Genomic DNA, 13,113 nt, shown 5'->3' with positions numbered 1-13,113 from the left:
TAATTTTTTTTATAATAGATAAAGTAATTGCCTGATTGTATGAAAAATCCTCGCCTGTTTGTGAGCGAGGACTGTTTCTATGGAGATAGATTACTTCTTTTCGTAAATCTGGTCGAAAATGCCACCGTTGGAGAAGTGCGTTTTTTGAGCCTTATCCCAACCGCCGAAGTAGCTGATGTCAATCAGGTTCACGTTTTGGTCAAATTCCTTGTACTGGTCAAGAATGGCCTTGTTGGAAGGACGGTAGTGGTTCTTAGCTGCAATGTGCTGGCCTTCGTCGCTGTAGAGGAAGTTCAGGTATTCGGTGGCAAGTTCGCGGGTGCCGCGCTTGTCAACAACCTTGTCTACAATTGCGACAGACGGTTCTGCCAAGATGCTTACGCTAGGGATGACGATTTCGTAATCGTTGGGATAGTCCTTGAGCGAGAGGAATGCTTCGTTTTCCCAAGCGAGCAAAACATCGCCCTGGCCGTTTTCGATGAATGTCGTCGTAGAGCCGCGAGCGCCAGAAGCGAGTACGAGCACGTTCTTGTAGAGCTTCTTCACGAATTCCTTGACCTTGGCTTCGTCGCCGTTGTACTGCTTTTCGGCCCATGCCCAAGCGGCGAGATAGTTCCAGCGTGCGCCGCCAGAAGTTTTCGGGTTCGGCGTGATGACTCCGATGCCGTCTTTGACGAGGTCGCCCCAGTCCTTGAGATTCTTCGGGTTACCCTTGCGAACGAGGAAGACGATGGTGGAGGTGTAAGGAGCGCTGTTCAGCGGAAATTCCTTGACCCAGCCATCTTCGATAAGGCCTGCATCGCGCACGGCGTTCACGTCAAATTCGAGGGCGAGCGTTACAACGTCAGCTTCGAGGCCGTTGGCGACTTCCAAAGCCTGCTTGCCAGAACCGCCGTGGGACTGCGTGATTTCCACATCCTTGCCGGTCTTTTCCTTCCAGTGCTTTGCAAAGACCTGGTTGTAGTTGGCGTAGAGTTCACGCGTCGGGTCGTAAGACACGTTAGTAAGTGTTTGCTTGCCGTGTTCGTGCTTTTCTTCAGAAGAAGAGCAGGCGGTGAAAGCGATGGAGAGAAGAGCGATGGATGCTATAGTAATTTTTTTGAAATTCATGTTTAAAACCTCTTTTTGTTTAAATGTTTTGGTTGTTTTTTTAGAAACGCCCTCAGCGGAATGGATCAAAGAAGCGTGAGCTGTGCTGAGGGCGCTCGGGGATGTGCTAAGTTTTATTTGAGCGATGCAGTGAATCGTGCGGCAAGAGCAACGTCAGAAGCCTTCTTTTCACTATAGACGTTCACCTGGATTTTAGAATAATCGTTGATTTTCTTGATGAAGCTTACGGTCCATGCGATTCCATCGGCACCGGCCTGCAATTCGTCTCGGTTAGAGAGGTATTCCAATTCTGCGTACAGATTGCTCAAGAAACCTGCGGTCGGAATTTCCAAACCGACGAAGAACGGAATGTATCGCGAATCCTGAGCGTATTCAGGTTTGATGGCGTTTGCTGCCTTAAGATTTTCTTCATCACCGGTAGCGATCAAAGCGACTTCACCGTAAAGGCCAAAATTCTTTTGGAAGTAGTAGCTTGCGCGACCTGCAACGCGGTGCGTCACCTGAGCCGTATGCTGAATCGGATCAAGTGCGTTCACGCGATAGGCTGCACTCACCTTGGCGTCGCCAAACTTAAGCGTTTCTTCAAGGCGGATGTAACCCGTGTTGAACTTGGCATCATAAGTACCGAGCAAGGCGTTGAATGTGGAAATGCCGTTTTCGTGACCAAAAGCGATTGCATCATGCTGGTAATCGCGGGCGAGGAATCCACGCTTGTTGAGGGCGACATCAACATAAGTACCGAAGTTACCGCCAACACTCCAGTCAGTACGGAAACGACCGAATTGAACATTGAACTTGCCGTATTCGGTATCCCACTTGTAGTTGGCATAGTATGTATCTGCAGAAATCTTGTCGTAGTTCTTGCCTTCAATCGTATTGCCGAAAGCCGGGCTGAAAATGCGCAAGTTAATTACGGCGCTGAGATTTTCAGAGTTGTACTTTGCACCGATATTTGCACGCAAGAAGGAATTGTCGAGCGTGTTGTCGGCATCGTTGTCGTAAAGTGATTTGATTGCCTGTGCTTGAACATTTCCTGTCAGCTTAAATGTGCTTTCGTTAGCAGATTCTGCAGCAGAGCAAATGGATGATACCAGTGCTGTTGTAATCAAAATCTTGGATATTGTCTGGTTCATTCGTAACTCCTTGTTATTGTTTTTTATTGTTGTTGTGTGTTTTGTTTTTTGTGCGGCAAAATATAGAACGCGTTTTTCACTTTGTCTAATACTAAATTTTTATGCTGAGATATTGATTTTTGCTATTATGAAATTTATTTGTAATTTTTGATTATTTTATTTAAAATAAGAAATGCTCGGCGGTGTGCCGAGCATTATGGTGGTGAAGAAGCAAAAGTGATTTAGTGTAATACGACTTTGCGATATGTATTAAATGAAGCCCACTTGCGGAAGAATTCTTCGCGACCTGCGATACCTGCTTTTTCGTATTCGTTAAGCAGCTGCTTAACATCTTCGTCGGAATGGACCTTGATTTCAAAACCGCGACCGTTGATGACCGGAACGTTTCCGTAATGGTACTGGTCCGCGGCCGTGATTTCGGAGATGCGTTTGCCACGCACCTTGACGGCCACGCTGTCACGCAAGATGATGATGTCGAAATCGTCGGGGTAGTGGTAGCTTTCGCCAGCAGTCGGGATTTCGTCGCCTACAGTGTAGTGCTGCTTGATGGGCTGCTGCTTTACTACGGAAAGTGTAGCTGTATCGTAGAAGAATTCTTCGAAGATTTCTCCACGGCCATGGCGTTCACCCTGCACAAAGGCTGCCTTTTCGTTGGATTGAAGTTGCTTTTCGTAGAGCCCTTCAACAACGCCGCAAGCGGCTGTTGCATGCGTTACGATGTCAATGAGAATGAGCTCGCCAAGCGTTTTGTGCTTTTCAAAAAGATCAACGACAATGGCTTCGGCGAAAACAAGTTCGCAGACGGCAATCCCGTTTTTGGAAATGCTTTCTGTTTCTAAGTGTGCGCCTGTGTTCACGTCAATGGCATAGTCGATTTTCGTGAGTGTTCCTGGAATAATCTTTGTCCCGATTTTGACGAGGTAGTCTTTGCCTAGCGAAAGCGGCTCGTCATCCATCCACAAAAGTGACGCCTTGATTTTCTTGTAGCTACCGATGCTTGCATCTCTAGCGAGCACGCAACCTCTCGATACGTCAACTTCGCGATCAAGCGTAATCGTGACTGGTTCGCCAGCGTGAGCTTCTTTGACATTCTTGTTTGTGTAGAGAATGCTTTTGACGGATGCTTTCTCGTAACTCGGGAGGGATTTGATGACGTCTCCGACGCGAATCGTTCCAGATTCAATTTGTCCTTGAAATCCGCGGAATGTACGGTCGGGGCGGCTCACGCGCTGCACGGGCATGTAAAATCCCTTTTCTTGAGCAGTGCTTGATGTATCGACATTTTCAAGGTATTCGAGTAAAGCTGGGCCTTGATACCATGCAATGTTTTTCGATTTGATGGTAACGTTGTCGCCTTCCGTTGCCGAGAGCGGAATAACTTGGATGTTGCTCAAGGAATGAGTCTGTGCAAGTTCTGCAATTTGTACCTTGATTTTGTTGAATACCTCTTCGCTGTAACCCACAAGATCCATCTTGTTCACGGCAAAGACGAAGTGGCGGATGCCCATCAGTCTGCAAATGCGAGCGTGTCTGCGCGTCTGTACGAGAACTCCCTGCGAAGCGTCCACGAGAATCACGGCGAGGTCGGCAAATGATGCGCCCACAGCCATGTTGCGTGTGTATTCTTCATGCCCCGGTGTATCGGCAACAATAAAACTGCGATGGTCCGTTGTAAAATAGCGGTACGCGACATCTATGGTAATGCCTTGTTCGCGTTCTGCCATAAGGCCGTCGAGCAAAAGCGAATAGTCAATTTTTCCGCTGCGGCTACCGACTTTACTGTCCAATTCCAGAGCCTTTTCCTGATCGGTGTAAAGCAATTTGGAATCGTAAAGAATATGACCGATAAGGGTTGATTTTCCGTCGTCAACGCTACCGCAAGTAATAAACTTCAATAAACCTTTCATTAGAAATAGCCCTCCCTCTTGCGGCGTTCCATGCTGCCGGCGGCTTCGTTGTCAATCACGCGCGATGTTCTTTCCGAAGATACGGCGCTCAAAGTTTCGTCAATGATTTCGTCAAGTGTTGTAGCTGTTGATTCTATGCCGCCTGTAAGCGGGTAGCAACCGAGCGTGCGGAAGCGCACCGACTTGATTTCGGGCTTTTCGCCTTCACGCAAAGGGAATCGTTCGTCATCGACCATGATGATGTTGCCATCGCGTACAACGACTGGGCGTGGGGCTGCAAAGTAAAGCGGTACGATATCAATCTTTTCGCGTTTGATGTACTGCCAGATGTCCTTTTCGGTCCAGTTCGAAATCGGAAAAACGCGGATGCTTTCGCCCTTGTTGATCTTGGTGTTGTAAAGTTTCCACATTTCGGGACGCTGATTTTTCGGGTCCCAGGCGTGCGCGGAATTACGGAACGAGAAAATTCTTTCCTTCGCGCGGGACTTTTCTTCGTCGCGGCGACCACCGCCAAATGCGGCGGTAAAACCGTACTTGTTCAGCGCCTGCTTCAGAGCCTGCGTTTTCATGATGTCAGTATAGGCGGCACCATGGTCAAATGGGTTAATGCCTTGTTTGACGCCATCCTGGTTGATGTGTTCCAGCATTTCAATGCCGTACTTTTTTGCAATCCTATCGCGAAATTCAATCATTTCGCGGAATTTCCAGGTCGTATTGACGTGCAAAAACGGGAAAGGAGGCTTTTCGGGATAGAAGGCCTTCATGGCCAAATGCAACATGACGGAACTGTCCTTGCCAATGGAATAAAGCATCACCGGCTTTTCGCATTCAGCGGCGACTTCGCGGATGATGTAAATGGCTTCGGCTTCCAGCTCGTCGAGGTGTGAAAATTCGCTCACTGTGAAACTCCTAGTATTTATTTGATTCTTTAGGGTCAATGTCAATGGATTTGACGCTCCCGTCTGGGAATTCCACAATCCAGCGAATTAGACCGTTTACTTTTTCGGTATGTACCTTGCTTCCCTTGCCGCCAATGTCTTCGCCGAGGAAAAATTGGATGGCATGAACAGGGCATTCCTTGATGCACGAAGTGCAACCCCAGCAATCTTTGGGGTACTTGATAAATGCTTTTTTGTCTTCATTTATCTTGATTAGCGTGCCGGGGCATACGTCGTGGCATCTCCTGCAGCCGATACATTTGCTTTGATCAATGCTGATGCTCATAGTGCTTTTGCCCTTCTGCGGTGAGGTCACGCAAGATGATTTTGATTTCGCCGTTTTCGAGTCTTGAATTGACGTACTTGCGGAAGTTGGCGTTGTCCTTTTCGGGGTAGTCTAGGTTTTCTGCAAAACTGTGCCAACGCGTTTCGTGACGTGCCTTGAGGTGGGCAATCACGCTCTTGCAAACTGTCAGACGTTCCTTGAGTTCGTAGATGTACATCACTTCTTGCAAATCGGCTGCGCTAAGCTTGTCTGTAAGACTTTCAATTTCGTCAATTTTTTCTTTGGCGATATTGAGTTGCTTTTCGCTGTAGCCATATCCTGTCTTGATTCCGCCTGCATATTCGTCCATGGCTATTTGCATGGCATCTTCAAGTTGTTCTGTCGTGTACAGCGAGTTTTTCTGCGATAAATATGTTTCGATTTCTGCGACATGTCGGGCGATTTCTGCTTCTACGCCATTGCGAGCTCCCTGTAAGGAGGCGAGGCGATCCTCCGCTGCGTTGATATATTCTACAGCCGACTTCGCCGCAATTTCGCCTTCGGCAAGTGCGCCCGTCACATACTTTTGCGGACATCCGCCTGCAACATCGCCAGCTGCGTAAAGCCCTTCGATTGTTGTAGCGCGCTTGGTATCGACCCAGTAACCGCTTGCCGTGTGGCCGCCTACAATGTAAGGCTCCGTGCCTTCAATTTCCACATTTGCTTTGGAGGGCGTTTCGTTTTCGAGCCAGCGAATCGTTTGTGATGGAGCCATGTTTAAGTATGCCTTCAGAAGCGATTCTTCCTGTGCGGGGGTAATCCCGACAGTGCGCAAGTAGCAGGGACCTCGACCGGCTAGATTTTCGGCAACGGTTCCGTAAACGCGTTCGGAAGTTGAAATGCCGTATTTCGTTTCGTAAACTTCTCCGAGCGAATTCACCTGCTTTGCTCCAACGCCTTGCGCGAGAGTTCCCGTCGGGGCGATTGTGTCCTTGCAACGGAGCGCTATAAAACGCATCTCGAAAGTTGTCATCTCGGCACCGTGACGGATTCCCATGGCGTAGCCCGCACCCGTGTTGAATGGCGGATACCACATTTTGTGCCTTGAAAATCCTGGATTGTTCGGGCGGTAAAGCCCTGCTGCTCCGCCGGTAGCGATAATGACCGCTTTTGCTTCAATAGCATAAAACGTTCCGTTTTCAATGCCGAAACCGAAAGCTCCGTCAATGCGGTTGTCATGTACCGAAAAGTCGATGACATTCACATGATTTAGCACTTGCACAAATGGCAATTTTGCGACAGCGGCTGCAAGAATCGGCTTGATGTTTTCACCGTTAATCTTGATGTTGCGATTCCCGCGCGTGACGTATTTGCCGTCCTTGTCTTTTAAGATGACAAGTCCGAGCTTTTCCAAATGCGCTGTGACTTCATTGAACTTCTCGGAAATGGAATACAGGAGATCTTCGCGCACGATTCCATCGGCGTCTTTCTTTGCGTATTCCACGTAATCCTTTGGCGTACGGCCTTCGGTGATGTAGGCGTTCAGGGCGTTTACACCGGCTGCAAGGCAACCGCTGCGCTTGATGTTCGCCTTTTCGACGATGAGAATTTTCAAGTCTTGCGATTTGCCCGAATTCCGTGCTGCGGCTGTAATGGCTGCGTAACACCCAGCTGTTCCGCCACCGATGATTAGCAAGTCTGTTTTTATTTTTTCAATATTCATTACTTGTTATAAACTTCTCGTATTTTTTCTGCGAATACATCGCGGCCGACGCGGTCGATCGTGTACTTGAAACGTTCACCGCTCTTTCCGTTGTCTGCAAAGAATTGAATCGCAGCATCGCAAATGTCCAAGAGCTTCTGCTTGTCTTCTACAAACGGAATAATCGTTTCGCCCTTGTTGATGTTGTTGCCGAAAAGCCCGCCAAACGATACGATGTAGCCGTGAATGTGGCTCCAGGCGTCAGTGGGGCAGGACTTGTAACAACGGCCGCAGTAATTGCATTTTTCCTTGTCGAAAATGACCTTCTTGTTTTCGATCTTGATGGCCTCTTTGCGGCAAACCTTTGCGCAAAGCCCGCAACCGATGCACTTGTCTTCGAGCCAATCCACCTTGATGGCGCCCTTGATGCCCACGTCGTTTTCTTCGGCCTTGAGACAGTTGTTCTGGCAACCCGTCACACCGAATTTGAACTTGTGCGGAAGTTCTCGTGCAAAGTAACGGTCATCAAGTTCCTTGGCGATAGCGTATGTGTCAATGCAACCGCTCGGGCAAACGGCTTCACCCTGGCATGCCGTAATGGTACGCACGCGGGCTCCGCAAACGCCTGGTTCAACGCCACCCTCGGCAAGTGCGTTTTTCACATCGTCAATATTTTCAAGCTTGATGAACGGAATCTCGACGCTCTGTCTCGAAGTCAGGTGAGCGTAACCTTCGCCATATTTTTCAGCGACTTCGGCGATTTTGGCAAGCTGTGTTGCAGTGAGGTTCCCACCAACAACGCGAACGCGCAACGAGAAATTGTTCTTCTGCTTTTGGCGCATCCAGCCGCCCTTTTTAAGAGTAGAATAATCAACTGCCATAGAATGTCTCCCATTTTTGAGAAACAAATATAGAGAACGCAAAACCCTTTGTCCAATACTAAAAAAATATCGCTACTAATAGAATTACTTTATTAGTAGTTTCGTCCGACGCATTTTAAGGTACAAAAAGGAATGTCAAAATGTGTTATTGAAAAAAAGCACCCCGATTTCTCGGAGCACTTATCACAAAGGACGTTGCCTGCGCTCGCTCCCAAAGGTAGCAAGCGCGGCGGACCTCATTACGCGTTTGTAGCGACCTTCACTTCCTCAATCTTCTTGAGAACGGAGCCGTCTTCCATAGCCTTAATCGCCTTGTCGAAGCCTTCCTTGATGCTTGCAGCCTTGTTGCTGATGTAAAGCGCTGCACCGGCGTTCAGGGCGCAGGCATACTTGATGCCCGGACGGCCCTTGCCGTTCAGCACGTCGAGAGCGAGGTTGAAGTTGTCCACGCCCGTACCGCCTGCGAGGTCTTCCGGGTCCACAGCCGGGACGCCGAATTCCTTCGGGTCAATGCGGTATTCGCGATACTCGCCGTCTTCCAAGATTTCGGCAATGGTCGTCGGAACGCACGGAGAGATTTCGTCGTAGCCGTCATCGGAGATAGCGACCATCACGCGCTTGGCACCGAGGGACTTTGCAGCCTTGGTGAACGGTTCGAGAATCGACTTGCTGTAAACGCCGAGCATGAGGTATTTGGCTTCGGCCGGGTTCGTGAGGGGGCCGAGTAAATTCATGATGGTCTTCACGCCGAGTGCGCCACGAACCGGGCCTGCAAAACGCATAGCGCTGTGGTAAACCGGAGCCATGAGGAAAACAAAGTTCGTCTTGTCGATGACGCTTGCTGCTTTTTCCGGAGTCATGTCGAGCTTGAAGCCTGCAGCCGTGTAAAAGTCGGCGGCACCGGACTTGCTCGAAACAGCGCGGTTGCCGTGCTTGGCAATCTTGGCGCCACAGCTTGCTGCGATAAGGCCGGAGAGAGAGCTCACGTTGAAGCTACCCTTGCCGTCGCCACCGGTACCCACGATATCGGTGAGTTCGTCACCGCTGTACGGGAACTTGCGCTTCTTGCTGCTGAGTACCTTCGCGCAACCGGCGATTTCATCGGTCACGGGGCCCTTGCTGGAAAGTGCGGTAAGGATTGCTGCCATCTGGCGTTCGTCCATGATACCGTCCGTCAAGTCTTCCATGAACATTTCGGCGGTTTCGCGAGTCAAATCCTTGCCTGCAGTAAGCGTGTTCAGGATTCCGCGGATGTCAAGCGGTTCGCGACGGTAGTTGAGGAATGCCTTGAAGAATTCGTCGGCGCGGCCGCTAGCGATGGATTCCGGGTGGAACTGCACGCCTTCAATCGGGAGCGTCTTGTGGCGAATGCCCATGATGTCGCCGTCTGTTGCGCGGGCGGTCACTTCGAAATCGCCCGGGAGCGTAGATTCGTCGATGACCAAGCTGTGGTAACGCGTGAAGATGTTCTTCTTGCCGATGGTGCGGAAGAGACCCTTGCCATCGAGGTCGATTTCTTCGGCGATGCCGTGCTTGATGAACTTGGCCTGCACAATCTTTGCGCCAAAGGCGTAACCGATAGCCTGGTGGCCGAGGCACACGCCCAAAATCGGGAGCTTGCCTGCGAAGTGCTTGATGGCTTCGACGGAAATGCCCGCATCTTCGGGGCGGCCCGGGCCCGGGCTTACGATAAGGCGGCTCGGGTTCAGCTTTTCGATATCTGCAATGGTGCATTCGCGGCTACGGAGCACGCGGATTTCTTCGGTGGTAATCTTGGCTAATGCCTGATAAACGTTGTAAGTAAAAGAATCGTAGTTGTCGATAATGATAATCATGGTTGTAATCTCTTTTTTAAAGTTTTGGGGTGTTACGTCATTGCGAGGCTGAAAGCCGAAGCAATCTAGTTGTCACCCTCCAGTACAGCCCTGATTGCTCCGAGCTTTTCATTCGTTTCTTCAAATTCGCGGTCAGCGTTCGATGCCGCCACGATGCCACCGCCTGCCTGGAGGCTGATGGTCTTGCCCTGCTTTAAGCAGCAACGGATAGCGATGCAGAAATCCAAGTCACCGTCCGATTCAATGTAACCCACGGCGCCAGCGTAGAAGCGACGCTTGATTTTTTCGAGACCAGAAAGAATTTCAATGGCGCTGATTTTCGGAGCACCGCTCACCGTACCTGCCGGGAAGCTGGAGCGCAGCACTTCAATTGCCTTCTTGTTCTTGGAAACGCGGCCTTGCACGTCAGAGACCAAGTGGATCACGTGGCTGAACTTTTCGCATTCCATGTACTTGGTCGTTTCGACCGTACCGGCATCGCAAACGCGGCCGAGGTCGTTGCGGGCGAGGTCTACGAGCATCAAGTGTTCTGCGCGTTCCTTCGGATCGCCCTTCAAATTCTTCATCAATGCTTCGTCTTCTGCGTCATCCTTACCGCGGCGGCGGGTACCTGCAATCGGGTGGATGGTAGCGATGCCTTCACGCACACGAATCAAGCTTTCCGGCGATGCGCCGATGAACTGGTGTGTGCCGTAATCCAAGAAGAACATATACGGAGACGGGTTCACCGTACGGAGGCGGCGGTAAATGTCGAGCGCTTCGATATCGCTTGCGAATTGGATGCGGCGGGATGGCACAGCCTGAACGATGTTGCCTGCCACGATGTGCTTCTGCAATGCGGCGACCTTTTCCACGTATTCCTTGCGGGACTGTTCCAGGTCGGTCATCGTAATGCCCTTGCCGTACTGCTTTTCCGGAGCGAGGTAGCTAAAGTCGAGGTCAGCAAGGCGTGCCTTCACCTTTTCAATTGCGGCCTTCAGGTCGATCTGGTGTTCTTCGTAGTTCAGGGCGAACAAGTGAAGCTTTTCGGTGAAGTGGTCGAATACAATGTAAATGTGGCCGACTAAAAATTCAGCTTCGGGAATGTTGAGTTCATCCACCTGCGGGGCAAGGCGAATCGTATCGCAGCGGGCACAGAATTCGTAGCCGAGGTAGCCCACGCCCGAAGACGGAATAGGAATCTGGTTTGGCGGCACCGTGTTTTCTGCGGAAATCTTGAGCAAGGCGTCGAGAATATCGCCATCACCTTCTGCCAAGAATTCGCTTTCCTTGCCGTCCACGACAATGCTCACGTTCTTGTCGTTCTGGCGCAGGCGGAATCCTTCATCGACCATCAAAGTCGAGTAACGGCTACGACCGTGGTCAAAGCTTGCCGATTCGAAGATGGCCTTTGCGCCGAGCTTCTTGGCGAGTGAAAACGGGGTGTAACGTTCACCGGGGAGTGCAACGTAAATGCTGTCAGTACGCGGAGCGTAACCCGGGCGTTCGGTGATGTGAGTAATCTTAGTCATTTTAATCCTCTAGTTTTAAAACTCGTTTGCGTTTTGCAAAGGCTTTATTTCCCGGAGGATTTCGTCAATTTTCGGTAAAAAGGAAGGCCTCCGTGAGTCCGGAAGCCTTTGCCTAAAAATCTTGGGTGATTTGTAACAAATACCGGGCTCTATGTTAGAGTCCGCGCCACCAACGACGGTTGAGAGTTGCATTTGTAACAAAATTCATCATGCCACAAAAATATCAATCCAAATGACGCATGGCAAGGGGTCAGTCTAAAATTTATTGAAAAATCCTATAAACCTACTGTGAAATTGGATATTGTTATAGTTAAGCTCTATTTTTACCAGATAAATATTGAATTTTGCTATAATAAAACTTATCCCTGTGCTTGTCATTCGTCATCCTGAGCGAAGCGATATACGAGACTTGGGGCTTCAGTCCCTTAGTGGAGTTAGGTTCGGAGGAGCAGGATCCAGTGATTTCTCGAAAAACAGTTGACATTTTTCATTTAAATAACGATATATTGTTAGAACGTTAAAAGGAGTTCTTGATGATAATTGCCGTCGCCATTATTTGCGCTGTATTAGGGATCGCAATTGGTTATTTATTGGGACATAGTGCAAAAACAGAAGTTGCTGTATTGAAAAGCCAACTTGAAATGACAAAAGCCGAGGCGGCCCGAGCTTTTGAAGAGCAAAAAGCTCGCTTCGATGATATCTCGCAGCGCCTAGTTGCCGAAGCGAAAAACGCTACTGAAGAAATGCTTAAACAGCGCGAAAAGCAAATTTCGGAATCGGGCCATGCCACCATGGAACAGCTCGTGACTCCGCTCAAGGAAACCATCGCCAAGATGGAAAAGACCATGAACGACACGACGCTACAGCAGACTGCGGCGAATACCTCGCTGAAGGAAGTTCTGCAGCAATCCATCAATTCTAACAAGGCGACAAAGCAAACTGCCGATGACTTGATTCGCGCTTTCAAGCACGATAGCAAAATTCAGGGCGACTGGGGCGAATGCGTCCTCGAAGAACTGCTGCAATCGCTCGGACTCCAAAAGGGAATTCATTTTGAAACGCAATCAACACTGCGCGATGAAAAAGGCAATGTGCTCCGCGCCGAAGAGACTGGAAGCATGATGCGCCCGGATGTTATCGTCCACCTGGATACAAAAAAGGATGTCATTGTCGATTCTAAGGTTTCCATGAATGCTTTTATGGACTATGTCGCTTGCGAAGATGTGGAACAGCGGAAGCTCCTTTTGAAACGTCATATTGAAAGCCTCAAGAAGCATGTGGATGAACTTGCCAAGAAAAAGTATTCGACATACGTGAAAGCTCCGAGGGAAACCGTTGATTTTGTTATCATGTTTGTCCCTCGCTCAGCCGCTCTTTGGACGGCGCTTTCCGAGGAACCTTCTCTTTGGCGCGATTCCATGGACCGTGGAGTCTATATTGCCGACGAACAGACGCTTTTTGCCGCTCTCCGTATCGTTAAGTTGACCTGGCGCCAGGTGCAGCAGGCTCAAAACCAGCAAAAGGTCTTTGAACTTGCGAACGAAGTGCTCAAACGTGTGGGCATGTTTGTGAAAAATATGGAAGATATTGGCTCCGCCCTTGGAAAAGCTCAAGACGCTTACAATAAGGGAATGGCGAAACTCGATGATAAGGGGGCTAGCATAGTGCAATCTTGCCGCAAACTGGAACGTCTTGGTGCAAAACAAGACTCCAAAAATCCGCTCCCGCCAGACGTCGATGCTATTGAAATTCAAGAAATCGAAGAAAAGTAACTGCTTAACTTTATTTGAAAAAATCCCCGCGACTTCGGTCGCGGGGATTCTCGTCTTTA

General features: G+C 49.5%; 10 protein-coding genes. 1 reads left to right on the top strand and 9 read right to left on the bottom strand.

Annotation, left to right across the window (positions count from 1 at the left end):
- Positions 1–90 precede the first annotated feature (90 nt).
- The 9 genes from CRN95_RS00710 to CRN95_RS00670 form a co-directional block, all read right to left on the bottom strand.
- On the bottom strand, positions 91–1,110 hold the full coding sequence (locus tag CRN95_RS00710) for a sulfate ABC transporter substrate-binding protein (RefSeq protein WP_088629535.1): 1,020 nt from the start codon (positions 1,108–1,110) through the stop codon (positions 91–93).
- A gap of 113 nt (positions 1,111–1,223) precedes the next feature.
- Entirely contained in the window at positions 1,224–2,243 is a 1,020-nt protein-coding gene (locus tag CRN95_RS00705) for a hypothetical protein (RefSeq protein WP_073424418.1), read from the bottom strand.
- Positions 2,244–2,464: 221 nt separating this feature from the next.
- The gene (locus tag CRN95_RS00700; protein ID WP_097019804.1) at positions 2,465–4,150 is read right to left on the bottom strand and encodes a sulfate adenylyltransferase subunit 1; all 1,686 of its coding nucleotides are present in this window, start codon (positions 4,148–4,150) and stop codon (positions 2,465–2,467) included.
- Positions 4,150–5,049 (bottom strand): sulfate adenylyltransferase subunit CysD, encoded by a 900-nt coding sequence (cysD, locus tag CRN95_RS00695; RefSeq protein WP_097019803.1) that lies wholly within the window; start codon positions 5,047–5,049, stop codon positions 4,150–4,152. Before cysD ends, CRN95_RS00700 begins: the two co-directional genes overlap by 1 nt.
- A gap of 10 nt (positions 5,050–5,059) precedes the next feature.
- Complete coding sequence (locus CRN95_RS00690; RefSeq protein ID WP_073424415.1) at positions 5,060–5,374, bottom strand: ferredoxin family protein; 315 nt, start codon at positions 5,372–5,374, stop codon at positions 5,060–5,062.
- Positions 5,358–7,076 (bottom strand): adenylyl-sulfate reductase subunit alpha, encoded by a 1,719-nt coding sequence (locus CRN95_RS00685; RefSeq protein WP_088629538.1) that lies wholly within the window; start codon positions 7,074–7,076, stop codon positions 5,358–5,360. Before CRN95_RS00685 ends, CRN95_RS00690 begins: the two co-directional genes overlap by 17 nt.
- Positions 7,076–7,936: a 4Fe-4S binding protein gene (locus CRN95_RS00680; protein ID WP_088629539.1), complete on the bottom strand. Its 861-nt coding sequence runs from the start codon at positions 7,934–7,936 to the stop codon at positions 7,076–7,078. Before CRN95_RS00680 ends, CRN95_RS00685 begins: the two co-directional genes overlap by 1 nt.
- Positions 7,937–8,175: 239 nt before the next feature.
- Positions 8,176–9,771: a bifunctional anthranilate synthase component II/anthranilate phosphoribosyltransferase gene (locus CRN95_RS00675; RefSeq protein ID WP_088629540.1), complete on the bottom strand. Its 1,596-nt coding sequence runs from the start codon at positions 9,769–9,771 to the stop codon at positions 8,176–8,178.
- Between the two features lie 65 nt (positions 9,772–9,836).
- The gene (locus tag CRN95_RS00670; RefSeq protein WP_088629541.1) at positions 9,837–11,282 is read right to left on the bottom strand and encodes an anthranilate synthase component I family protein; all 1,446 of its coding nucleotides are present in this window, start codon (positions 11,280–11,282) and stop codon (positions 9,837–9,839) included.
- A gap of 623 nt (positions 11,283–11,905) precedes the next feature.
- Between CRN95_RS00670 and CRN95_RS00665 the strand changes: the two genes are divergently transcribed.
- Positions 11,906–13,054, top strand: coding sequence for a DNA recombination protein RmuC (locus CRN95_RS00665; protein WP_235002797.1), 1,149 nt, complete (start codon positions 11,906–11,908; stop codon positions 13,052–13,054).
- Positions 13,055–13,113 lie beyond the last annotated feature (59 nt).

Origin of the sequence: Fibrobacter sp. UWB16 (assembly GCF_900215325.1) — a bacterium.
Taxonomy (GTDB): domain Bacteria; phylum Fibrobacterota; class Fibrobacteria; order Fibrobacterales; family Fibrobacteraceae; genus Fibrobacter.
Note: the sequence above shows the minus strand (reverse complement) of the source record. Positions and strands in the feature narration are given on the sequence as shown.